This is a genomic window from Thioclava sp. FR2, from assembly GCF_051200875.1.
Taxonomy (GTDB): domain Bacteria; phylum Pseudomonadota; class Alphaproteobacteria; order Rhodobacterales; family Rhodobacteraceae; genus Pseudotabrizicola.
In genome coordinates this window covers 2,455,044-2,477,334 of the sequence record NZ_CP195191.1, presented here as the reverse complement: position 1 = coordinate 2,477,334, position 22,291 = coordinate 2,455,044, and the positions used below count along the sequence as shown (strand labels likewise).

The 22,291-nt window shown below is 60.3% G+C and carries 21 protein-coding genes; 16 read left to right on the top strand and 5 right to left on the bottom strand.

The window, feature by feature from the left end; translation table 11 throughout:
* The first annotated feature begins 9 nt into the window (after window positions 1-9).
* From ACSBLW_RS12030 to ACSBLW_RS11960, 15 genes are all read left to right on the top strand, one after another.
* Window positions 10-1,008 (top strand): Gfo/Idh/MocA family protein, encoded by a 999-nt coding sequence (locus ACSBLW_RS12030; protein ID WP_435256862.1) that lies wholly within the window; start codon window positions 10-12, stop codon window positions 1,006-1,008.
* A complete protein-coding gene (locus tag ACSBLW_RS12025) occupies window positions 1,008-2,579 on the top strand; it encodes an acyl CoA:acetate/3-ketoacid CoA transferase (protein WP_435256861.1) in 1,572 nt (523 codons plus the stop codon). The genes ACSBLW_RS12030 and ACSBLW_RS12025 overlap by 1 nt, the downstream gene beginning before the upstream one ends.
* Window positions 2,576-3,346, top strand: a complete 771-nt coding sequence (locus ACSBLW_RS12020; protein ID WP_435256860.1) for an enoyl-CoA hydratase/isomerase family protein — start codon at window positions 2,576-2,578, stop codon at window positions 3,344-3,346. Before ACSBLW_RS12025 ends, ACSBLW_RS12020 begins: the two co-directional genes overlap by 4 nt.
* A 3-nt stretch (window positions 3,347-3,349) precedes the next feature.
* Window positions 3,350-4,873: an aldehyde dehydrogenase family protein gene (locus ACSBLW_RS12015; protein ID WP_435256859.1), complete on the top strand. Its 1,524-nt coding sequence runs from the start codon at window positions 3,350-3,352 to the stop codon at window positions 4,871-4,873.
* Window positions 4,874-4,955: 82 nt separating this feature from the next.
* On the top strand, window positions 4,956-6,185 hold the full coding sequence (locus tag ACSBLW_RS12010; RefSeq protein WP_435260101.1) for an ABC transporter substrate-binding protein: 1,230 nt from the start codon (window positions 4,956-4,958) through the stop codon (window positions 6,183-6,185).
* Window positions 6,186-6,274: 89 nt separating this feature from the next.
* Window positions 6,275-7,189, top strand: a complete 915-nt coding sequence (locus tag ACSBLW_RS12005; RefSeq protein WP_435256858.1) for a carbohydrate ABC transporter permease — start codon at window positions 6,275-6,277, stop codon at window positions 7,187-7,189.
* Window positions 7,189-8,067, top strand: a complete 879-nt coding sequence (locus ACSBLW_RS12000; RefSeq protein ID WP_435256857.1) for a carbohydrate ABC transporter permease — start codon at window positions 7,189-7,191, stop codon at window positions 8,065-8,067. Before ACSBLW_RS12005 ends, ACSBLW_RS12000 begins: the two co-directional genes overlap by 1 nt.
* Before the next feature lie 141 nt (window positions 8,068-8,208).
* Entirely contained in the window at window positions 8,209-9,321 is a 1,113-nt protein-coding gene (locus ACSBLW_RS11995) for an ABC transporter ATP-binding protein (RefSeq protein ID WP_435256856.1), read from the top strand.
* On the top strand, window positions 9,321-10,808 hold the full coding sequence (locus tag ACSBLW_RS11990) for a GMC oxidoreductase (RefSeq protein WP_435256855.1): 1,488 nt from the start codon (window positions 9,321-9,323) through the stop codon (window positions 10,806-10,808). The genes ACSBLW_RS11995 and ACSBLW_RS11990 overlap by 1 nt, the downstream gene beginning before the upstream one ends.
* Complete coding sequence (locus ACSBLW_RS11985) at window positions 10,805-11,566, top strand: 3-ketoacyl-ACP reductase (protein WP_435256854.1); 762 nt, start codon at window positions 10,805-10,807, stop codon at window positions 11,564-11,566. Before ACSBLW_RS11990 ends, ACSBLW_RS11985 begins: the two co-directional genes overlap by 4 nt.
* Before the next feature lie 91 nt (window positions 11,567-11,657).
* Window positions 11,658-13,244, top strand: a complete 1,587-nt coding sequence (locus ACSBLW_RS11980; RefSeq protein ID WP_435256853.1) for a GMC family oxidoreductase — start codon at window positions 11,658-11,660, stop codon at window positions 13,242-13,244.
* Between the two features lie 3 nt (window positions 13,245-13,247).
* Window positions 13,248-13,556 (top strand): Dabb family protein, encoded by a 309-nt coding sequence (locus tag ACSBLW_RS11975; protein WP_435256852.1) that lies wholly within the window; start codon window positions 13,248-13,250, stop codon window positions 13,554-13,556.
* An 8-nt stretch (window positions 13,557-13,564) separates the two neighbouring features.
* A complete protein-coding gene (locus ACSBLW_RS11970; protein WP_435256851.1) occupies window positions 13,565-14,728 on the top strand; it encodes a dihydrodipicolinate synthase family protein in 1,164 nt (387 codons plus the stop codon).
* Window positions 14,729-14,737: 9 nt separating this feature from the next.
* Window positions 14,738-15,739 (top strand): LacI family DNA-binding transcriptional regulator, encoded by a 1,002-nt coding sequence (locus ACSBLW_RS11965; RefSeq protein WP_435256850.1) that lies wholly within the window; start codon window positions 14,738-14,740, stop codon window positions 15,737-15,739.
* Window positions 15,740-15,764: 25 nt separating this feature from the next.
* A complete protein-coding gene (locus ACSBLW_RS11960) occupies window positions 15,765-17,030 on the top strand; it encodes a glycerate kinase type-2 family protein (RefSeq protein ID WP_435256849.1) in 1,266 nt (421 codons plus the stop codon).
* Here ACSBLW_RS11960 and ACSBLW_RS11955 read toward each other — a convergent pair.
* The 5 genes from ACSBLW_RS11955 to ACSBLW_RS11935 all read right to left on the bottom strand — a co-directional run bounded on the left by ACSBLW_RS11955 (window position 17,021) and on the right by ACSBLW_RS11935 (window position 20,918).
* Window positions 17,021-18,046: an AI-2E family transporter gene (locus ACSBLW_RS11955; protein ID WP_435256848.1), complete on the bottom strand. Its 1,026-nt coding sequence runs from the start codon at window positions 18,044-18,046 to the stop codon at window positions 17,021-17,023. The two genes, ACSBLW_RS11960 and ACSBLW_RS11955, sit on opposite strands and share 10 nt — an antisense overlap.
* Window positions 18,047-18,061: 15 nt before the next feature.
* Window positions 18,062-18,973: a hypothetical protein gene (locus tag ACSBLW_RS11950; protein WP_435256847.1), complete on the bottom strand. Its 912-nt coding sequence runs from the start codon at window positions 18,971-18,973 to the stop codon at window positions 18,062-18,064.
* A 30-nt stretch (window positions 18,974-19,003) separates the two neighbouring features.
* Window positions 19,004-19,339 (bottom strand): phage holin family protein, encoded by a 336-nt coding sequence (locus tag ACSBLW_RS11945; RefSeq protein ID WP_435256846.1) that lies wholly within the window; start codon window positions 19,337-19,339, stop codon window positions 19,004-19,006.
* Window positions 19,340-19,514: 175 nt separating this feature from the next.
* A complete protein-coding gene (locus ACSBLW_RS11940; RefSeq protein ID WP_435256845.1) occupies window positions 19,515-19,829 on the bottom strand; it encodes a MocE family 2Fe-2S type ferredoxin in 315 nt (104 codons plus the stop codon).
* A gap of 12 nt (window positions 19,830-19,841) precedes the next feature.
* A complete protein-coding gene (locus ACSBLW_RS11935) occupies window positions 19,842-20,918 on the bottom strand; it encodes a fatty acid desaturase family protein (protein ID WP_435256844.1) in 1,077 nt (358 codons plus the stop codon).
* A gap of 244 nt (window positions 20,919-21,162) precedes the next feature.
* On the opposite strand from ACSBLW_RS11935, the gene ACSBLW_RS11930 reads away from it, so the two are divergent.
* Entirely contained in the window at window positions 21,163-22,194 is a 1,032-nt protein-coding gene (locus ACSBLW_RS11930; protein WP_435256843.1) for a LacI family DNA-binding transcriptional regulator, read from the top strand.
* Window positions 22,195-22,291 lie beyond the last annotated feature (97 nt).

The window sequence follows — 22,291 nt, the reverse complement described above, 5'->3', positions numbered from 1 at the left end:
GGGGGAATCATGCGCTGGGGGCTGATAGGGGCAAGTACGATTGCCGAGCAACACATGATTGCTGCGCTGCGCGATTGTGGTGAGACCCCCGCGATTGTCCAAAGTGCTACGCTTGGGCGCGCTAGGGAGTTCGCGGCGAAACACGCCATTCCGGATGCGACCGACAACATCGCTCAGATCCTCTCCGATCCGTCGATTTCCGCCGTCTACATTTCCTCGACCAACGAAAAGCATTTCTCGCAGGCAATGGAATCCATTTCCGCGGGAAAGCATGTGATCTGTGAAAAGCCGCTCGCCATGCGTCTGGAGGATGCAAAGGCGATGGTGATTGCTGCCGAGAAATCCAATCTCTGCTTTGCTACCAATCACCACCTCCGCTGTTCCGGAAGTCACCGGAAAATCAGGGAAATCATTCGCTCTGGTGCCGTGGGCAAGGTTCTGTCCGTGCGGATTCACCATGCCGTGCATTTGCCGGAAACGCTGCGCGGCTGGCGTATCAATAACCCCGCTGCGGGCGGTGGCGTGATTGCCGACATCACCGTGCACGATGCCGATGTTGCCCGTTTCTTGCTGGAAGAGGATCCCACTTCTGTCGTGGCGCATTCGACGGCATCTGGCATGGGGCAGGGCGTCGAAGACAGTTGCATGTCAATCTGGGATTTTCCTTCAGGTGCAATGGTTTTTGCCCATGAAAGCTTTACGCATCCCTTTGCGGGCTCCGGCCTCGAAGTGCACGGAACCAAAGGCTCGGTCTTTGCCCAAGGCGTGATGACCCAGCAACCCGTCGGGAAGATCACCTTCACGTCCGAACGTGGTGTCGAAGAGGTCAGCTTCTCTGCCCACAACCTTTATCGCCAAGCGGTGGCCGATTTCCTTTCCGCTGTCCGTGGCGATGGAACACCGGCAGCCACCGGTTGGGATGGTGTCAAATCTCTCGCCATTGCCCTCTCGGTCCAAGAGGCCGCGCAAACGGGAAAGAGAACCCCCGTCAACTACGGAGCCATCTGATGTCCAAAGTGGTCAGTGCCAACGAAGCGGTCGCGCGCATCCCGGACGGGGCAGTCATCACCGTCTCGTCATCCTCCTCACTCGGTTGCCCTGATCTTGTTCTGCGGGCCATCGGGGAACGGTTTGACGCAATGGGCCATCCGCGAAACCTGACCACGCTTCACCCCATCGCTGCGGGCGACATGTATGGCGTGAAAGGCATCGACCATATCGCAAAGGATGGACTTTTGACGCGGGTGTTGGCGGGCTCATACCCGTCGGGGTCTTCCAACCTTCCCATGCCCGAAATCTGGAAGATGATCGTCGAAGACAGAATTGCCGCCTACAACGTTCCCTCGGGCATTTTGTTCGATATGCACCGCGAAACCGCAGCGCGCCGTCCTGGCGTTCTGACGAAAGTCGGAATGGACACTTTCGCTGATCCCGTTCGTGAAGGCTGCGCCATGAACGACAAAGGGGCTGCAAATCCCATCGTCCACAGGGTCGAATTTGGGGGGGAGACCTGGCTTCACTTCCCTAACATCGTCCCAAATGTCTGCATCTTGCGGGCGACCACAGCGGATGAACACGGCAATCTGACTTATGAGCACGAAGGGGCCTATCTCGGCGGCCTAGAGCAGGCAATCTGCACGCGCAATCACGGTGGGCTTGTGATCGCGCAGGTCAAACGGGTGACGGCCCGCGGCAGTTTGCGGCCGCATGACGTGCGGGTTCCGGGGCATCTGGTGGACATGATCGTGATCGACCCGGATCAGAAACAGACCTGCGAAACCCCTTATGATCCTGCGATTTCCGGCCAGATCATGCGCCCTTGGTCAAGCTTCTCGCTTGCCGAACACGGGATTGAAAAGGTGATCGCGCGCCGCGCAGCGATGGAGCTGAAAGGCGGGATGACAGCCAACCTCGGCTTTGGCATTTCGGCGATGGTGCCACGCATATTGTTGGAAGAAGGCCACCCCGAAGCGGTCACTTGGGCGATCGAACAAGGGGCCGTTGGAGGAATGCCCCTGACTGGTTTTGCCTTTGGCTGTGCGTCGAATGCCGATGCCTATGTCCCGTCGCCTCAGCAGTTCATTTACTTCCAAGGCGCAGGCTTTGATATGTCCTTCCTGTCGTTTCTGGAAGTCGACATAGAAGGCAATGTGAACGTCTCGAAACTTGGAAAGAAGCCCTATTTGACTGCCGGATGCGGTGGCTTTGTCGACATTACCGCCAATGCCAGAAAGATCGTCTTTTCCGGCTGGTTCGAGGCCGGGGCTCAGATAGGGCTGACCCAAGACGGGATCACGGTAGAACGGCCCGGAAAATTCACGAAAATGGTGGAAAAGGTCGAACATGTAACCTTTTCGGGTCGTCGTGCACGAGAGCAGGGGCAAGAGGTTCTCTACATCACCGAACGTTGCGTGATGCGGCTTTCCGGAAACGGGTTGATCGCAACCGAAATCATGCCCGGCATCGACCCGCAGCGCGATATCATCGCGGCCAGCCACGGTCGCGTTCAGGTGGCTGAGACTGCAATCGTCATGTCTCGGTCATTGCTCTCCACCCAACCGATGGGGTGGCAGCCATGACAGGGGCAGTTCACCTTCACCTCTCGGGGCGCGTCGCGGAACTCCGCCTCGACAATCCGTCCAAGCTGAATGCTTTCACCATCGAGATGCTTTCGCAGCTTGCAGGCCATCTGGAGACGATTGATCGCAACCCGGCCATCGCCTGCGTGTTGCTGACCGCGACCGAGGCACGCGCCTTCTGCTCGGGCGCTGATATCTTGGCTTGGGGCAATCTGTCCCCTGCGGAATTTGCGCGCCATTGGGTGCGCGACGGCCACCGTATCTTTGACCGTTTGGCGCGGCTTTCCAAGCCGACCATCGCCGTGCTTGGGGCGCATGCTTTTGGCGGCGGGCTTGAACTCGCCGCAGCCTGCGATCTGCGTGTCATGGCGCCAAAGGCAACCATTGCGCTGCCCGAGGCCGGGATCGGAATCGTCCCCGGCTGGTCGGGCACGCAAAGATTGGGTCGCCTGATCCCCGAGCCCATGCTTAAGGAAATGGCGTTGTTTGGCAGGCGCATCAGTTCCGAACGCTGTTTGTCGGCTGGGTTTGCTTCCGAGGTGTCGGATGATCCGCGGGCAGCCGCCGACCAGATCGCTGCCAAAGTCTGCGAGATGTCGCCGCGGGCCGTCGAAATCAACAAGGCGATGATCCATGCCGCAAGGGGCGAAGATCCAGCCGCCATGATCGAAGCCCTCGGCAGCGCGGCGATCGCGGCAAGTGATGACCGCGCCGAAGGCGTGGCTGCGTTTCGGGCCAAACGCAAAGCCGAATTTCCGGGAACCTGATCCATGAATGACCTCACGCTCATCCCGAACTCTGGTGCAATCTTGCCCGCGCCGCGCCTGAACCGCCATTTCATCAATGGCGCATGGCAAGACAGTTCGGACAACACTCTCTCAGACCGCAACGCGCCGTCACATGGCAATTTGGTCAGCCAATCGGCAAAAGGTACCGCTGCTGACGCCGAAGCCGCAGTAGCAGCAGCACGCGCCGCCTTCGACGACGGACGTTGGAGCCAGCTTTCAGGCAAAGCCCGGGCGGCGGTCCTTCTGAAGATCGCTGATCTGATCGAAGCGAATGTCGAACGCTTTGCCGTGATCGAAACGCTGGAATCCGGCAAGCCAATCACCCAGGCAAGGGGTGAAATTGAAGGCGCCGCCGATCTTTGGCGCTACGCCGCAGCCCTAGCGCGAAGCCTTCATGGTGAAAGCCATAACAGCTTGGGCGCGGACATTCTTGCCGTGGTTCTGAAAGAGCCGATTGGCGTGGTTTCGATCATCACGCCGTGGAATTTCCCATTCTGGATCTTGTCCCAAAAGCTGCCTTTCGCGCTTGCTGCAGGCTGCACCTGCGTGGTCAAACCTTCCGAGATGACGCCATCGACAACGGTCATGCTGGCTGAACTGCTGGTCGAGGCCGGACTTCCCGCGGGGGTCGTGAACATCGTCCTTGGCTATGGCAACCCGGTTGGCGCAACGCTGACCTCTCACCGTCACGTTGACATGGTGACCTTCACCGGCTCCACGGCCGTTGGAAAGCTGATCGCCCGAACGGCATCTGACAGTTTGAAGAAGGTGGCTTTGGAACTGGGCGGGAAGAACCCTCAGGTGATCTTTCCCGATGCTGATCTGGAAAGCGCCGCCGATGCAGTTACTTTTGGCGTCTACTTCAATGTCGGCCAATGCTGCAATTCAGGAAGCCGGATCATTGTCCACGAAGACATCGCGCAAGAGTTTGTAGCACAGGTCGAGGCACTCTCGCGACGGGTAGCTTTCGGTGATCCGATGGACCCCGCCACCCAAGTGGGCGCGATCGTGACGCCGGAACATGGGGCCAAAATCAACGCAGCGGTGCAAGCCGCCCGCGATGCCGGCGCGCAGGTCGTTATGGGTGGTGCCCCTTTGGCCTTGAAAGGTCTAGGGGCGCAATTTTATCAGCCGACGATCGTAACAGGGGTTACCCCCGACATGGCGATCGCGCGTGACGAAGTGTTTGGCCCCGTGCTGACCGTGCTGACCTTCCGCACCTTGGAAGAGGCCATCGCCCTGACGAACGACGCCGACTATGGCCTCTCGGCAGGCATCTGGAGCGAGAACATCCACACCTGTCTGGCCTTTGCGCGGGCGGCAAAGGCCGGAACGGTCTGGACCAACACATGGATGGACGGATTCCCCGAAGTCACCTTCGGCGGAATGAAACAGTCGGGTCAGGGGCGCGAAATCGGCCGCTATGGCCTGGAAGAATTCCTCGAGGTGAAATCGCTCGTCATGCGGGTGGGCCGCACGAGAGCGCCTTGGGTGAAGGCCTCCTGACGCCGCTGTTCCGGCGTCAGGGGGCACAACAAAGACCGCAACAATGGGAGGAATACCAATGCGTGGTTTCTTTGGACGGAAAATGACGATGGTCGCGGCCTTGATGGCAACGACCGGAATGGCTTCGGCCGAGGATGTCGAGGTGCTGCACTGGTGGACCTCGGGTGGTGAAGCCGCTGCTCTGAACGTGCTGAAGGAAGACCTTGCCGGGAAGAGTATCGGTTGGGTCGATATGCCCGTGGCCGGTGGCGGTGGTGAAGCCGCCATGACCGCGTTGCGCGCCCGCGTTACCGCAGGCGACCCACCGACAGCCGTGCAGATGCTTGGCTTTGACATCCTTGATTGGGCCAATGAAGGCGCGTTGGGCGACCTGACCCCGGTCGCGGCCGCCGAGGGCTGGGACGCCGTGGTGCCATCGGCCTTGCAAGCCTTCGCGAAAGCCGATGGCAAATGGATCTCCGCCCCGGTGAACGTGCATTCGACCAACTGGGTCTGGATCAACAAGGCAGCGCTGGATGCCGCGGGCGGCAAGGCTCCGGAAAGCTGGGATGAACTGGTTGCTGTTCTGGATGCGATGAAGGCCAACGGCATCACGCCCCTTGGTCATGGCGGTCAGGCTTGGCAGGATGCGACCGTGTTTGATGGTGTGGTTCTGTCGCTTGGCACCGATTTCTACAAGGCCGCCTTCATTGATCTGGATCCCGCAGCCCTTGGTGGAGATCAGATGGCTGAAGCCTTCAATCGCCTGATCAAGCTGCGCTCATATGTGGATGACAACTTCTCCGGTCGTGATTGGAACTTGGCTTCGGCCATGGTCATCAACGGCGAAGCCGGCATGCAGATGATGGGCGACTGGGCCAAAGGCGAATTCCTGAAGGCTGGCAAAGTTCCGGGTACGGATTTCGTCTGCATCCGCTTCCCTGGAACGCAAGGGGCCGTAACCTTCAACTCCGACCAGTTCGCCATGTTCGGGGTCGAGGGCGAAGGTGCTGTGGCCGCACAGGCCGCAATGGCAAGTGCCATTATGAATCCGACCTTCCAATCGGCCTTTAACGTTGTCAAAGGTTCTGTCCCGGCGCGTACCGATGTGCCGAACGATGCCTTTGATGATTGTGGAAAGAAGGGCATGGCCGATCTGGCCGAGGCCAATACCTCTGGCCAACTCTTCGGCTCGATGGCCCACGGTCATGCGGCGCCAGCGGCTGTCAAGAACGCGGTCTATGACGTCGTGACGGCCACCTTCAACGGCGAATATGCCGATGGTGCCGCCGCAGCCGCGGCACTGGCCGAAGCCGTGGCCGCTGCTCAGTAATCGCAAGAAAGGGGAGGCCGTTCGGTCGGCCTCCCGCAAATTCCTTGGAAGGAATTTGCAAAAGTTTTCGAAAACTTTTGCCGCGGCCGATGCGGCAGGGAGGTGCCGTGATGGCTGCTTCGGTCGATGCCGATTTCCGTACACGCTTGCAGGACTGGTTGCCAAAACTCGTGCTAGCCCCGTCCTTCGCCGTGACGCTTCTATTCGTCTATGGCTTCATCGCCTTCACAGTGGTCCTGTCCTTCACGGGCTCCAAAATGCTGCCCAAGTTCACTTGGGTAGGATTTGAAAATTATCAAAAGCTCTTCGCGCTCAATCACTGGCACACGGCGATTTCCAACATCGCGGTCTTTGCCACGCTTTATATCTTGATCTGCACGATCATCGGTCTCTCCCTTGCCATCTTCCTTGACCAGAAGATCCGCGGCGAGGGGCTGTTGCGGCCGATCTACCTCTATCCGATGGCGCTCTCCTTCATCGTGACAGGCACGGCGTGGAAGTGGTTTCTGGATCCCGGCATCGGCCTGCAAAAAGTCATGCAGCAGTGGGGCTGGGAGAGCTTCACCTTCACTTGGATCAAGGACAGTGACATGGCGATTTACACCATCGTAATCGCCGCGGTCTGGCAAACCTCGGGCTTCGTCATGGCCATGTTTCTGGCCGGGCTTCGTGGCATCGACAATGAAATCCTGAAAGCCGCGCAAATCGACGGAGCATCGAACTGGCAGCTTTACCGCCGGATCGTCATTCCTTTGCTCCGCCCGGCTTTCCTGTCGGCCTTCGTGATCCTCTCGCATCTGGCGATCAAATCTTATGACCTCGTGATAGCCCTTACCGGTGGGGGACCCGGACGGGCCACCGAAATGCCCGCAACCTTCATGTATTCCTACACCTTCACCCGCAACCAGATGGGCATTGGCGCGTCATCTGCTGTGATCATGCTGATGACCATTGCGGCCATCATGGTCCCCTACCTCTATGCCGAATTGAAGGAGAAACGCTGATGTCAGCTGTCACGCAAGACACCGCTGTTTCCATGGGGCGCATCACGCGGGTTTTCCTCTATCTCGTCCTGATCCTGTTCGCGCTTTTCTACCTGTTGCCGCTCTACGTCATGGGCGTGAACTCGGTGAAGCCGCTGGCAGAGATAACGGGGGGCAACATGATGGCCCTGCCGCAGGTCTGGACGCTGGAGCCGTGGCGGTCGGCTTGGTCCACCGCGCAGATCGGGATCGAGCCAACGGGCCTGAAACCCTATTTTCTCAACTCGATCCTGATGGTCGTTCCCGCTGTCGTGATCTCGACCATCGTCGGCGCGATGAACGGCTATATCCTGACGAAATGGCGTTTTCGCGGCGACACTTGGGTGTTTGGCCTGATGCTGTTTTCCTGTTTCATTCCCTTCCAGATCGTTCTGATCCCAATGGCCGTCGTCCTTGGCAAACTGGGCATGGCGGGATCGGTGCCGGGGCTGATCCTTGTCCATGTCGTCTACGGCATCGGCTTCACGACGCTCTACTTCCGCAATTATTATGCGGCCTTTCCGACAGAGTTGATCCGGGCGGCCCAAATCGACGGGGCAGGGTTCTTTCGCATCTTCTGGCGCATCCTTCTGCCCGTCAGCGGACCGATCGCCGTGGTATCGGTGATCTGGCAGTTCACCAATATCTGGAATGACTTCCTGTTCGGTGCCTCCTTTGGCGGCACGTCGCAGCCAATGACGGTCGCCCTGAACAACCTCGTCCAATCCTCGACCGGGGTTAAAGAATACAATGTTCACTTCGCAGGCGCGATCCTCGCGGCCCTTCCCACCCTCTTTGTCTACATCGTCGCTGGCCGCTACTTCGTGCGCGGTCTGATGGCGGGGTCGGTGAAGGGCTAGGTCCACAAGAGCCGCTCAAAACCCGGCTCGCCAAGGCGGCATATAATCCTGTCGGGCCTTGTCGCCTAATGCATCGGTCCCGCGCGCAACTACACGGCCGCGCGGGACCACAAGTCGAAACGAAACCGAACGGAGCGGACCATGGGCTTTCTCGATATCTCCAACGTCACCAAATCCTACGGACAAGTCGAGGTTCTGCACCGCGTCGATATCGCGGTTGAAGAGGGAGAGTTCCTTGTTCTTGTCGGCCCATCCGGTTGTGGAAAATCAACCTTGCTGAACATGATTGCCGGGCTGGAAGGTATCACGGGTGGCGACATCAGCATCAAGGGCCGCGTGATCAATGGGGTCCACCCTTCCAAACGCAATATCGCGATGGTGTTCCAAAGCTACGCGCTTTACCCCAACATGACCGTCGGTCAGAACATGACCTTCGGGCTTGAAATGCACGGCGTCCCAAAGCCGGAACGCGAGCAGGCCTTGGCCGACGTGTCCAAGCTTCTTCAGATCGACCACCTGCTCGACCGCAAACCCGGCCAGCTTTCCGGGGGGCAACGTCAGCGCGTGGCTATGGGCCGTGCGCTTGTTCGTGACCCGGATGTCTTCCTCTTTGATGAACCGTTGTCGAACCTTGATGCAAAACTGCGCGTCGATATGCGGACCGAAATCAAGAAGCTGCACCAAAAGCTGCGCACCACCATTGTCTACGTCACCCATGACCAGATCGAGGCGATGACGCTTTCCACCCGCATTGCGGTGATGAACAAGGGGTATGTCCAGCAACTTGGAACGCCGAAAGAAATCTACGACACCCCGGCCAACATCTTTGTCGCCACCTTCATGGGAAGCCCGGCCATGAACATCGTGCCAGCACAGGTTTCGCTGCGCGATGGCCGCCCCCATGCCCGCATCGTCGATGCCGACGGCGTCGCGCAATTCCTGCCCTTCAGCCAGCAAAACCTTGCCGCTTGGGATGGGCGGGAAATTCTTCTGGGCATTCGCCCCGAGGCTATCACCGATCCCGAAGGCGCTGATCGGAAATCCGGAAATATCGTGGCCCTGTCGAACCGTGTCTCGGTGACGGAACCTGCGGGGTCAGATACCTTTGTCACGATGCCCCTTTCGGGCCGTGACATCGTTGCCAGAATGCGGGCCGATGCCAGCGTGAATGAAGGGCAGATCTTCGACTTTGCCGTGAACATGGAAAAGGCTGTGGCCTTTGACCCCAAGACCGAGGAACGGATCGCCCCATAATGCAACCTGACGTCATCATCATAGGCTCTGGCATGGGAGGGGCGACACTTGCAGCGGCCCTTGCACCCACAGGCAAGCGCGTCTTGATCCTTGAACGCGGAGAAAGGCTTCCCGACAGTCCAGAGGCGCGGGACCCTGAGGCCATTTTCCAGCGCGGCCACTTCAAACCGAACGAGCTTTGGCGCGATGTCTCGGGCGCTTTGCTACATCCCGGCAATTATGCCTATGTTGGGGGCAACACCAAATTCTACGGCGCGGTCCTTCTGCGTTACCGAGCCGAAGACTTTAGGCCCCTGCGCCATATCGACGGCACAACACCGGGCTGGCCGATCAGTTACGACGCGCTTGAGCCGTATTATTCGCGGGCCGAAAGCCTGTATCGGGTGCGGGGGGATGCAAGTCTTGACCCGACCGAGCCGCCACACTCAGCACCCTATCCCTTTCCACCCGTTCCTGATGAGCCGGATATTGCCGCTCTGTCCACCGCGTTCCGGGCGCAAGGGCTGCATGTCTCGCCCTTGCCCTTGGGCATTGACATCGACCGCTGGCTGGATCGGGCACCGACGACATGGGATGCTTTCCCTGACAGCACAGGGGCAAAGTCCGATGCCGAGTCTTGCGGATTGGCCGAGGCGCTGAAACATCCGAACGTCATTCTGCAAACCGGAACAAGGGCGCTGCGTCTGTTGGAAAAAGGCGGGCGCATCACTGGCGTGGAAGTGGACCGCAACGGGACACGGGAAACCCTCAGCGCCCCCGTGGTCTGCCTCTGCGCCGGGGCGATCCTGTCTTCGGCTCTGCTGCTCGCCTCTGCCAATGACAATCATCCGAACGGGCTGGCGAACTGGTCGGATCAGGTTGGCCGGAACTTCATGAACCACAACCTGACCGCGATGGTGGCCTACAACCCCTTCCGCCGCAATCGCACGGTTTATGAAAAGACGATTCAGGTGAATGACTACTACCTGACAGGTGGCCCCAATGGTGAACCCTTGGGCAATATCCAGATGCTGGGCCGCGTAACCGGGCCCATTCTGGCTGGCGAGGCGGGGCTGCCGCTCTTTCTCGCCCGTCACATTGCCGATCATTCAATCCACATCATGGCCATGTCCGAGGATCTGCCAGACCCGAATTCGCGCGTGCTGTGGAGAGACGGTGGCGTTGTTCTAGATTGGCGAAAGACAAACACCCGCGCCCATGACCTGCTGGTCAAACGCCTGAAACAGGCCATGCGTCGCGCAGGTTGGCCAATCACCTTGGCGCGTGGATTCCCCAAGTCCAAACCCTCGCACCAATGTGGCACAAATCGGATGGGGTCAGATCCTTCCACCTCGGTCGTGGATGTGAACCTCAAGGCGCATGACGTCGAGAACCTCTACATCGTTGATGCCTCTGTGCTGCCAACCTCGGCCGGGGTGAACCCGTCTTTGACCATCGCGGCGCTCGCTCTGCGCGCGGGCGAGGAAATCGCAAGGAGATTGCCATGACAGCCCCTCTCGCGCTGGTTACCGGCGGTCAGCAAGGCATCGGCCTTGGCATCGCCAAAGCACTGGCCGAGGCAGGTTTCCATATTGCCTTGGCCTCGCGCTCCGATCCCGCAAGCCCGGCCGTAGTTTCGGCTCTCTCGGAACTTGGCCCAACGGCCCGCTACTTCCGCCACGACCTTTCCGATATCGAGGCGAATTCTTTGCTGCTGGATCAGATTGAAGCCGAGATGGGCCCGATCTCGACGCTCGTTCAAAATGCAGGAGTCGCCGCCAAGGTGCGCGGCGACTTGTTAGAGATCACACCCGAGAATTTCGATTTCGTGACCGGCATCAACTTGCGCGGCGCCTTCTTTCTGGCGCAACAGGTGGCAAAGCGGATGTTGGCTGCGCAAGCCGAAACCTACCGGTCCATTACATTCGTGACCTCGGTCTCGGCCCAGATGGCCAGCATCGAACGGGCAGATTACTGCATCTCGAAGGCCGGGGCCGCGATGGCCGCACAAACCCTTGCTCTGCGGCTTGCGCCGCACGGCATCGGCGTCTTTGAATTGCGGCCCGGCATCATCGCGACCGAAATGACATCTGGCGTCAAAGACAAGTACACCGCCCGGATCGAAGGCGGCCTTGTCCCCGCAGCACGCTGGGGCGAACCCTCTGACATCGGTTCGGTCGTCGTACCTCTGGCCACTGGCCAACTCGCCTTTGCCACCGGTGCGGTCATTCCCGTTGATGGCGGTCTTTCGATCGGAAGGCTGTGACGATGCAGCATCGTGAACCGCAAATTTCTTCGAAGAAATTTGCCAAGAATTTTCGAAAATTCTTGGTCCTCGCGGCCAAGGGAGGCGCGTGATGAGCAAAGGTTATGATTTCATCATCATCGGTGGTGGCTCTGCCGGGTCCGTTCTCGCCGCTCGGCTCAGCGAAAATCCAGAGGTCTCGGTTCTGCTGCTCGAGGCCGGGGGGAGGGATCGCCACCCCTTCTATCACCTGCCGGCCGGTTTTGCGAAAATGACCAAAGGGATCGGCTCCTGGGGCTGGTACACCGTGCCGCAAAAGCACATGAACGACATGGTGATCCGCTACACCCAGGCCAAGGTGATCGGCGGCGGGTCGTCGATCAATGCCCAGATTTACACCCGCGGCAATGCGCTCGATTATGACGAATGGCGGCAAATGGGCTGTGCGGGTTGGGGCTATGAAGATGTGCTGCCCTATTTCCGCAAGGCCGAGGATAATGACAGCTACGACAACCGCTATCACGGCAAGGGCGGGCCGCTTGGTGTTTCCAAACCTGCAGCACCCCTTCCCATTTGCGACGCCTATTTCAAAGCCGCATGCCAGCTGGGCATTCCCTTCAACGAAGATATGGCCGGCGAAACCCAAGATGGCGTCGGCTATTACCAGCTGACCCAACGCAATGTGCGCAGATCTTCGGCCTCGATCGCCTACCTGAACCCCAACCGTCACCGACGCAATCTGACGATCCGCACCGGCGCGCAGGTTCTTCGCATCGTGGTCGAAAAGGGCGTGGCAACTGGCGTCGAGCTGGCCGACGAGGGCATTATCCGCGCCGCGACCGAGGTTATCCTCTCCTCTGGTGCCATTGGCTCGCCGCGGCTCTTGCAGCTTTCCGGCATCGGTCCGGCGGATGATCTCTCCCGTCTTGGCGTGACGGTGACGCTTGACCAGCCGCAGGTCGGAGCGAACCTCCAAGACCACCTTGATCTGTTTGTCATCGCCGAATGCACCGGACCACACACCTATGACCGCTACGCGAAACCGCATTGGTCCGCCCTTGCTGGCCTGCAATATCTGCTGACGCGCACAGGGCCGGTCGCCTCCTCGCTCTTTGAAACCGGCGGTTTCTGGTACGCCGATGAAAATGCCCGCAGCCCCGATATCCAGTTCCACCTTGGCCTTGGCTCTGGCATCGAGGCAGGCGTTGCCGCCATGCCGCAGGGTGGTGTCACGCTCAACTCGGCCTATCTGCGCCCGCGGTCGCGTGGCACCGTCCGGCTTGCTTCGGCGGATCCTCTGGCCGCCCCCCTGATCGACCCGAACTATTGGGCAGATCCGCATGACCGTGAAATGTCGATCCGCGGGCTGAAACTGGCGCAAGAGATCATGCGCCAAGACGCGCTGAAACCCTTTGTCAAAGCCGAACGACTTCCGGGGCCAGACGTTCGAACCGATGCTGATTATTTCCGCTATGCCTGCACGCATTCCAAGACCGACCATCACCCCGCAGGCACCTGCCGAATGGGGGTGGATGGGCAAGCCGTGGTTGATCCGGCCTTGCGGCTTAACGGGATCGGCGCGCTTCGCGTGGTCGACAATTCGATCATGCCAACACTGGTCTCGGCCAACACCAATGCCACCGCGATCATGATCGGCGAAAAAGGTGCCGATCTGATCCGCCAAAGCCACGGGATTTGATCCATGATCCGCCACATCGTCCTGATCCGTTTTCGACGTGAGATCAGCGAGGACACCATCGCCGCAATCTTTGCCGACCTTGCCAGCATACAGGGCAAGATCCCCGGTCTCGGCCCCATCCATGCGGGCCGCAGCGAAAGCCCGGAACAGATCGAGCGCGGCTATCTTCACGGATTCACCGCTGACTTCGACGATTGGGCGGCCCTTGCCGCCTATCAGGACCATCCCGATCACCGCCGTGTCGGGGCTGCCCTTGTTGCCCATGCGCAAGGTGGCCTTGACGGCATCCTCGTCTTTGACCTGCCCTCCTGAGGCCCGCCATGCTGACCCTTCCGACCGAAGCCAATAAACTTGAACCCTACCGCCTGACGGGCACACCGCTTGAAATCCGCCCGCCGCGCGTGGCCTTGACGCGCACGGCCTTTGCCGCCGCCCATGTCGTCAGCGACCCTATCCGCGAACGCAGCCCGTGGGACACACGCCCGGCGGTGGATTGGGATGCGACCTTGGCCTTTCGCACGCAGCTTTGGGATCAGGGCCTAGGACTGGCCGAGGCGATGGATACGGCGCAGCGTGGCATGGGCGTCGATTGGGCGACAGCGCTGGAGCTGATCCAGCGTACCATGGCCGCGGCCAAATCGCATCCGATGCGGCCCCGCGTGGCTTGCGGGGCAGGAACCGACCATCTGCCCTTGGCCCAACTGACAGATGCCGACGCCATCCTTGCGGCCTATACGACGCAGGCCGAAGCCATCGAAGCCGCAGGCGGACAGCTGATCCTGATGGCCAGCCGCGCCTTTCCGGCCATTGGGGCCAAGGCGGAAACCTATCATCAGGTCTATCGTCGCCTGATCGACGGGGCGCGTGACCCCGTGATCCTGCATTGGTTGGGCGATATGTTCGACCCGTCGCTGACCGGCTATTGGGGCAGCAGCGACGTTGCCACCGCAAGCGATTTCATGCTGTCGCTGATCGCCGAAAATCCGGCCAAGGTCGATGGCATCAAGATCTCGCTTCTGGATCAGGCCCACGAAGAGGCGTTCCGGGCCCGCCTGCCCGCCGGTGTCCGGCTTTATACCGGCGATGACTTTAACTACGCGCCCCTGATCGCGGGCGACGGCCAGCAGTTTTCCCATGCTCTTCTGGGCATCTTCGCCGCCATTGCGCCGGCCGCGTCCCAAGCGCTTGAGGCGCTCGCAATTGGTGACATGCAGACTTATGACCGGCTTTTTGCGCCGACGGTGCCGCTGAGCCGCGAGATTTTTCGCGCGCCCACGCGGTTCTACAAGGCGGGCATCGCTTTCCTTTCGTGGCTAAACGGCCATCAGCGTCACTTCATCATGCCAGCGGGCTTCCAATCCTCACGCGATATCGTCCATTATGCCAATGTCTTTCGGCTGGCCGATCAGGCGGGGCTTCTTGCGGTCCCCGATCTCGCCACTGCCCGGATGACGACACTTTTGTCCCTGCATGGGATCGACTAGGGAGCATGGATGGACCGCAGGCCGACGATCATAGACGTGGCGAAACAGGCCGGCGTTTCAAAATCGACCGTCAGCCTCGTGCTTCAGAACAGCCCGGCGGTAAAGGCGGAAACCCGCGAAGACGTGCGTCGGGCGATGGCCGAAATCGGCTATGTCTACAACCGCGCCGCGGCCACCTTGCGGTCGTCAAATGCGGGGCTGATCGGCCTTGTCATCAACGATTTGCGCAACCCCTTCTTCACCGAATTCGCCACATCGGTGCAGATGGCCCTATCCGCCCGCGGTTACGCCACGGTGCTGGCAAATACCGACGAAGACCCGGATCTTCAGGCGCAAGTCGTGGGCGCGATGATCGAACATGGCGTCTCGGCGCTAATCCTGTCACCTGCCTATGGTGGCGAAGAAAACACCTTTGACGCCATAGAGCGCGCCGCTATTCCCGTCATGCAAGTCTTGCGTCAGGTGGTGGACCCCGCCCGCGCCCCCTTTGCCGCCCCGGATTATGAAACCGGCAGTCGCGCTGCGGCCCAACATCTTCTGGACAGCGGAGCCCGTCACATTGCCTTTGTCGGCGGCCTCGAAGGCCGCGCCGTCACGCAACGCCGCATGTCGGGCTACCTTTCTGTTCTGCGCGAGGCCGGACAAGACCCCATCCTACTGCCCGGCCGCCCCGGCCGTGCCTTTGGCCGCGAAGCCGCCGCCCGCCTTGCCAATGACTTTCCGCAGGTTGATGCCGTGATGTGTTTTAACGATCTGGTTGCCCTTGGTGTGATGTCGGGCTGCGCCGAACTGGGCCGCACCATCGGCACCGATCTCAAGGTCATGGGCTTTGACGATATCGAAGATTGCGCCTTGGTCTGGCCGCCGCTGACTTCGGTGCGCTGCGATATTGCAGGCTTTGGCCGCCTAATGGCCGAAACGGTTCTGGCATGGCTGGAGGAAGGCCGCGCCCCGCCACCAGAAATGGTGACCCCCGTTAAACTGATCGCCCGCGCCTCGACGCGCACCTAGTTGTTTCACAATCGGATACCTCCCCATGCAAGACCCTGTCCTGTTTTTGCAGCGCCTCTTTGACCGGGCCGTCGAGGTCGCCGACCCCATGCGCTCGCTTGCAGACCATTTGCCACCAAAGCCAGCGGGCCGGGTCGTGGTCATCGGGGCCGGCAAGGCAAGCGCTCGCATGGCCGAAGCGGTCGAGGCCGCATGGGGCCCGTGTGAAGGATTGGTCATCACCCGCTATGGCTATCAGCGGCCCTGCTCTGGCATCCGCATCGTGCAGGCTGCCCATCCCGTCCCAGATGAGGCCGGCGCCAAGGCCACCGCTGAAATGCTGGACCTTCTGTCGACACTTGGCCCGGAAGATTTCGTGCTGGCCCTGATTTCGGGCGGGGCGTCGGCCCTTTTGATCTCGCCCACCGACGGCGTCAGCCTTGAAGAGAAAAAGGCCGTCAACGCCGCCCTTCTTGCCAGCGGCGCGCCGATCGACCGGATGAATACGGTGCGCAAACACCTCAGCCGGGTAAAGGGCGGGCAGCTGGCCGCCGCCGCCCATCCGGCGCGTATGCTTTGCCTGATGATTTCCGATGTGCCCGGCGATGACCCGGCCTTCATCGGCTCTGGTCCAACGGTTGCCGACCCCTCGACCCCCGCCGATGCCCGCGCCGTTCTGGCCAAATGGAACGTCCCTGTCCCGGCCTCGGTCAGTAGGGCCTTGGCCGGAAACTCGGGGGTGATCCCCCCCGACGATGCGCGCCTTTCCCACGTCACAAACAAGATCTATGCAGCCCCGGCCCAATCCCTTGCCGCCGCCGCCGAACTGGCTGTTGATTGCACAGTGCAAATGCTGGGCGATGCGCTAGAGGGCGAAGCGCGTGATGTCGCCGCCGATCAGGCCGGGCAAGCGATCAGCATCGCTAACCGCCTCTCTGCTACAGACAAACCGGTCCTTCTGTTGTCCGGCGGCGAACTGACCGTCACCCGGCGTGGCGACGGCATCGGCGGGCCGAATGCGGAATTCTGCCTTGCCCTTGCCATCGCCCTGAAAGGCCACCCGCAGATTTATGCCATCGCCTGCGACACAGATGGTGTCGATGGGGCAGCAGAAGTCGCGGGCGCGACCGTCGACCCGAATACGCTTGATCGCGCAAGGCAGGCAGGCGTGGACCCTGCCGCTTCGCTCAGCCGCAACGATGCGCACAGCTTCTTTGCCTCGGTCTGCTCGCAGGTGGTTCCGGGGCCGACATTGACCAATGTGAACGATTTCCGGGCGATCCTGATCCTGCCGCCCCAGCCTCAGGCCTGAGCGGCAGGAAGATCCACACCCCGCCGCAGCACTTCGGCCCAAAGCAGCAGGGGGATGGCGACGATCCCGCCAATCGCACCCCAAAGCCAGATACCAAACAACAGCGCCACAAAGACCAGCAAAGGGTTCAACTCCATCTGCTTGCCGACCAGCGACGGCGTCACGAATTGTCCCTCTATGAAGTTGAATGAGGCGAAGGCTAAGGCCGGAAGCAGCACTGCGGCCCCGTCAAAATGGGCAATGCCTGCAAACAGCAGCGCCAGAATCAAGGTCGCCGGACCCAGATAGACGATGTAGTTCAACAGGAAAGCAACGATACCCCACAGAAAGGCACCGGGCAGGCCAATGACTTGCAGCGCGGCTGCTGTCGCCAAGCCCAGAGATCCGTTGATCAGGGTGACGGTGCCAAAATATTTCGACACGATCATTTCTGCATCGCGAAGCCGTGTTGCGACCTGCCCGCGTTGTGACGGCGGCGCCAAGCGGCGTGCGATCCAGTCATAAATGTCATTGCGGGTCAGCATAAAGAAAAACAGCGTGCCAACAAAGGTCAGGATCTGCCCCGCCACCGCCGGCGCAATCATCAGCGCATCGGTAACAGTTGGCATTTCAACCACTTCGGCCTCTGCCGCCGGGGCGGCATTCGCGGGCGGGACGGCGGCAGAAGACACCTCACGGGTCGCTTCCATCAACCCCGACGCCAATCCGCGGACGGCCCGAACCAGATCCTGCGCGTCGGCCCAGACCTTGGGGGCTTGCTCAACCATCTGCGCCGCCAGTGGCTGCAACAACAGTCCGATCAGACCTAGGAAAGACAGAGCCATAACAAGGCTCAGCGAAGCGCCAACCGCGGAGGAAAGCCCCAACCGTGACCAAAGCCCAGACAGGGGCGAAAGGACAACCCCCATGACCAGTGCAAGGGCCATGGGGGCAGCCAGCTCACTCAGGGCATCAAGTGCCGCGAATGTTGCCAGCGTGGCCAGAACGATCAACGCAAGTTGCGATCCACGCTCCATTTAGAATCCGGCCTTTCACTGAGGACGAACGGATCTGGCGCGATCGGCAAGGTGGCTGGCGGCCGCCTCTGCTTTGTCACGTCCGGCAGACATTGCTGCCGTCAATTCTTCGACCATTTCGTCCGCTCGCGCCCGCAGACGCTCTGCGGTGCCGTTCACCTTAGCTGCAGCCGTCCGCTCCCGCGTCAGAAGTCCTGCTGCTTCCGCCAACAAGGCCGATGCCGCAACCGAGGCCGTAGCCGATGCCACGCGCCAAACAACGGGCCGAGCTTTCGGGGTCAGTGCTGCCACAGCGGCCGCTGCAGCCAATCCGGTAACGGCGGTCGTGGCGGGATTCTGGCGGGCAAACTCCGCGCCTTTGGAAATCCCGTTCTGCACACCATTGCGCCCACGCTGAACAGCGTCCCAAGCGCGCTCCCGCGCTGCGGCCACACGTTCAGCCGCTTCATCAGTCAGGTCCGACAAATCATGGCGGAAAGCCGTGGCCAGATCCTTGGCCAACTGCGCCGCGATCTTGCTCTGCTCACGCATGGTCGACCGCCCTTCATCATAAAGAGCTTCCAACTGAGTGCGTGCCGCGTCCCGCGCCGCAACCGCACGGTCCATCCAGGCTTCCGAGATCTCACCGATCTCTCCCACCGGGGCCGGCGCCCCACCTTCATCTTCCCAACCCATCAACGCTTCGGGCTTCGGGTCCTTCGACCCACCCGACCGCGCCGAAGAGGCAAGCCAGGCCAGACCCAGACCAACGACGGCCGTGGCAATCGGGTGGCTTCGGACGACCGAAGCCGCACGGCTTCCGATGTTGCTCAGTCCGCTCTCACTGTTCCCAAAGCTCTTCAACAGACCAGCAATGCCTGCCTGCAGGGCGGCCTCGGTGGCCTTGGCGGCGGCATCAAGATCAACGGATGTATAGGTTTTGCTCATGACAAGCTCCTTTTCAATTCGATGAATGTCTCAGAAATCAAAAGTCTTTCGCAGCAGGTGCCGCGCCCAGAGGATCAGGCCGACAGCGCAGAAAAGCCCTGCGCCCCCAACCATCGCCAAGGACGAGGTCAGCGAATGTCCGGCGTCATGCAGCCCGGATACCGCCGCAGCGGCCCCCAGCCCGACGCTGATGAACAGTCCAAAACCGGCGATCACCGCCAGCACGGCCGCAGTCACAATCTTCCGAGCACGCCGCTTCGCCTCAAGTTTGATCAACGCGATTTGCAACCCCGCATAGCGCCGGGCCAACAGCACGACTTCGATCACTTTCAGCGGATCGACCGCGGGTCTGGTTCTCTCCGACATGGGCACCTCGTTCCAAGCAAAAGCCTCAGCCCTCGCTCTTTCAACGCGGTGCCCGCACGTCCGGTTCCCTGCCGTCTCACAGACAGATGACTCGCCACGATCAGCCGTCCTGCCCCGCAAAACGCGAACGGGCGGCAGACAGCCCCCGCTCCGACGCTGCAAGCTGCTGCCCCGATCAGCCGATGTCGATGAACACCCGCTCGCCTTCAACCTTGACGGGAAATGTCTTCAGGTTGATGCACACCGGGGCCCGCATGGCTTCCCCGGTCCGGTAATCGAACTGCCCATTATGCTTGGGGCACTCGATCAAATGGCCCATCACCAAACCGTCGCACAAATGCACATCCTCATGCGTGCAGGTTCCCGAGGTCGCAAAGAACGCTCCATCGGGCGAATGATAGATCGCAAAGGTCTTTGACCCGTGATCGAAACGGATCAGGTCTTCCTCGTCGATATCGCTTGTTCCACAGGCCTCAATCCACTGGCTCATGTCTTGTTCTCCTTACTGCGCTGCGCCCAAAGCCGCCGCGTGAAAATCCTTGCGATAGGGCTGGGCGGTCGGCGGCAGATCGCGTTTCAGGAAATAGTCCTCGTTCTTCAATTGCCGCTTCAAGGCGGGCCACATCTCGGCAAAGCCCTCGGCAATCGACAGGTTCGGCGCGGGCAGATCATGCTTGATCCGCTCGTGCAGCTCGGGCAGGCGGTGATAGGGCACCATCGGGAACATGTGATGTTCGACATGGTAGTTCATGTTCCAATAGATGAACCGGCTGATCGGGTTCATATACACGGTCCGGCTGTTCAGGCGGTGATCGGTGACATTGTCGGCCAGCCCCCCATGCTGCAAAAGCCCGGTCATCACATGGTGCCAGGCCCCATAAAGGCGGGGCAGACCAATCACCATCAACGGCAGGATCGACCCCATCCACAGCGCAAGGCCGATGGTCGCGGCATAGATCAGCACCCAAAGCCGGGCCACCCTGACGACCTTCGGCTGCTCGCTTTCGGGAATCCAGGTCGCTTCTTCCGGATGAACGCCAACAAAGGCGTTGTAAAGCATCCGGCTCCAGCCACCGAGGGAATCGAAAATGCCAAAGAAATTGCCAATCAGCTTGGCAAAGACCGGCGGGCGCATGATGGCGATTTCCGGGTCACGGCCAACGATCACCGTATCGGTGTGGTGGCGCGCATGGCTCCAGCGCCATGTCACCGGATTCCGCACCATGCAGAAACTGGCGATGTTATAGATCACGTCATTCATCCATGCGGTTTTGAACGCAGTGCCGTGACTGCACTCGTGCCAGCGGCTGTCCATCGCGCTTCCGTAAAGCACACCATAGGCCAGCCAGAACGGCAGCGACCAAAGGCTTGGCCACAACGCAATGCCAAACCCTGCAAAGACCACCATCGCACCGAATAAGAGAGCGGTGTCGCGGATGGCCGGCTGATCCGACCGCTGCATCAGCGCCTTCATCTCTTTGCGCGGCACCTCTGAATGGTACCATTCGGCCGCCACAAGTCCGGTTTCCACCGCCCTGCGGGCATCCGGCCCCAACATGCTGTAATCACGCTTTCCCATCGACGCCTCCCCAAGCCTCCTCCGTGCGTGCAGGCGTGCGTGATGGTCGTTTTGGCTTTCTGTGTTTTGATGTGACCACGGATGGCCCACGGAAAGCACACGCGAAAACCACACGAATCCCACGCAGCTCTTTCGCAGCGATAGCGTTTTTTTCGTCAAGACACCTAGACCGTGGCTTGAAATTTTCGTCAAATTACATCAAGAATAAACACGAAGATGACGAAATCACATCAGGCATTATCTCATGGCAAAGCGCCCCACCATCCATGACGTTGCCCGCGCCGCTGGGGTCTCTTCCGCGACGGTCGACCGGGTCTTGAATGCGCGGGAAAAGGTGCGCGAGGATACTGCGCAAAAGGTGTATGAAGCCGCCAGAAAGATCGGCTACCACGCCGCGCCGCTGATTGGGCAAAGGGTGCAGGCCGAGTTGCCGCGCCTGCGTCTGGGGGTCGTTCTGCATAAGGAAAGACAGTCCTTCTATCAGGCTTTCAAGGCCGAACTCGAACGGTCCATCGCCACGGCAATTGGCGTGCGCGCCTCTGTCGTGATCGAATTTTCAGCCTCTCAGGCGCCGTCCGAATTCGCAGCCCTCATGGAAGGCCTGGCCGGTCGGGTGGATGTGGTGGCCGCCACAGCCGTCACACATCCCGAGGTGACGGATGCCGTGATCCGTCTGAACGCTCAAGGCATTCCCTGCTTCGCGCTTCTGAACGATTTCGCGCAGGGAATTCGTCAGAATTATTTAGGACTTAACAATATCAAGGTGGGGCGCATCGCGGCCCATATGATCGCTCAGACCAGCCGCCAGCAGGGCAAGATCGCCGTTTTTGTCGGGGGCTATCGCTGGCATGGTCACGAATTGCGAGAGACCGGCTTCCGCAGCTATTTCCGGGAATATGCCCCGCAGTTTTCGATTCTGGATACCTTGGTCAATCTGGAAACGCGCCAGTTGACCTATGAGGCAACGCTGGATCTTCTGGGTCGCCATCCGGACCTGCGCGGCATCTATTGCGCCGGGGGCGGGATGGAGGGTGCGATTGCGGCGTTGAAAGAATTGCGGCAACCCGGAGAGGTGGCTTTGGTGGTCAATGAGCTGACGCCCGAAAGCCGCTCGGCCCTGATCACGCGCAATGTGACAATGGTGATCGGAACGCCGCTTCAGCGCCTGTGCAGCGACCTGATCGAGATGTCGAAAGAGGCCCTGAACTCTGGGATTCAGCAGGTGGCCGGCCAGCATTTCCTCCAACCCGATCTCTACTTGCCCGAGTCGGTTTGATTGATTTTCGTCAGAAATGGCCGCTGATTTTCGTCAGAGATGATGTAAAAAACTTCAGAACCGTTGACGCCCCTCCCCACCCCAACGCACGGTCCCG

Bases quoted from the DNA above. Each gene is read 5' to 3' on its own strand.
- ACSBLW_RS12010 (WP_435260101.1), top strand. From the start codon at position 4,956: ATGACGATGGTCGCGGCCTTGATGGCAACGACCGGAATGGCTTCGGCC.
- ACSBLW_RS12000 (WP_435256857.1), top strand. From the start codon at position 7,189: ATGTCAGCTGTCACGCAAGACACCGCTGTTTCCATGGGGCGCATCACG.
- ACSBLW_RS12015 (WP_435256859.1), top strand. From the start codon at position 3,350: ATGAATGACCTCACGCTCATCCCGAACTCTGGTGCAATCTTGCCCGCG.
- ACSBLW_RS11985 (WP_435256854.1), top strand. From the start codon at position 10,805: ATGACAGCCCCTCTCGCGCTGGTTACCGGCGGTCAGCAAGGCATCGGC.
- ACSBLW_RS11995 (WP_435256856.1), top strand. From the start codon at position 8,209: ATGGGCTTTCTCGATATCTCCAACGTCACCAAATCCTACGGACAAGTC.
- ACSBLW_RS11960 (WP_435256849.1), top strand. From the start codon at position 15,765: ATGCAAGACCCTGTCCTGTTTTTGCAGCGCCTCTTTGACCGGGCCGTC.
- ACSBLW_RS11935 (WP_435256844.1), bottom strand. From the start codon at position 20,918: ATGGGAAAGCGTGATTACAGCATGTTGGGGCCGGATGCCCGCAGGGCG.
- ACSBLW_RS11955 (WP_435256848.1), bottom strand. From the start codon at position 18,046: ATGGAGCGTGGATCGCAACTTGCGTTGATCGTTCTGGCCACGCTGGCA.
- ACSBLW_RS11940 (WP_435256845.1), bottom strand. From the start codon at position 19,829: ATGAGCCAGTGGATTGAGGCCTGTGGAACAAGCGATATCGACGAGGAA.
- ACSBLW_RS11970 (WP_435256851.1), top strand. From the start codon at position 13,565: ATGCTGACCCTTCCGACCGAAGCCAATAAACTTGAACCCTACCGCCTG.
- ACSBLW_RS11965 (WP_435256850.1), top strand. From the start codon at position 14,738: ATGGACCGCAGGCCGACGATCATAGACGTGGCGAAACAGGCCGGCGTT.
- ACSBLW_RS12025 (WP_435256861.1), top strand. From the start codon at position 1,008: ATGTCCAAAGTGGTCAGTGCCAACGAAGCGGTCGCGCGCATCCCGGAC.
- ACSBLW_RS11975 (WP_435256852.1), top strand. From the start codon at position 13,248: ATGATCCGCCACATCGTCCTGATCCGTTTTCGACGTGAGATCAGCGAG.
- ACSBLW_RS11945 (WP_435256846.1), bottom strand. From the start codon at position 19,339: ATGTCGGAGAGAACCAGACCCGCGGTCGATCCGCTGAAAGTGATCGAA.
- ACSBLW_RS11990 (WP_435256855.1), top strand. From the start codon at position 9,321: ATGCAACCTGACGTCATCATCATAGGCTCTGGCATGGGAGGGGCGACA.
- ACSBLW_RS12005 (WP_435256858.1), top strand. From the start codon at position 6,275: ATGCGGCAGGGAGGTGCCGTGATGGCTGCTTCGGTCGATGCCGATTTC.
- ACSBLW_RS12020 (WP_435256860.1), top strand. From the start codon at position 2,576: ATGACAGGGGCAGTTCACCTTCACCTCTCGGGGCGCGTCGCGGAACTC.
- ACSBLW_RS11980 (WP_435256853.1), top strand. From the start codon at position 11,658: ATGAGCAAAGGTTATGATTTCATCATCATCGGTGGTGGCTCTGCCGGG.
- ACSBLW_RS11930 (WP_435256843.1), top strand. From the start codon at position 21,163: ATGGCAAAGCGCCCCACCATCCATGACGTTGCCCGCGCCGCTGGGGTC.
- ACSBLW_RS12030 (WP_435256862.1), top strand. From the start codon at position 10: ATGCGCTGGGGGCTGATAGGGGCAAGTACGATTGCCGAGCAACACATG.
- ACSBLW_RS11950 (WP_435256847.1), bottom strand. From the start codon at position 18,973: ATGAGCAAAACCTATACATCCGTTGATCTTGATGCCGCCGCCAAGGCC.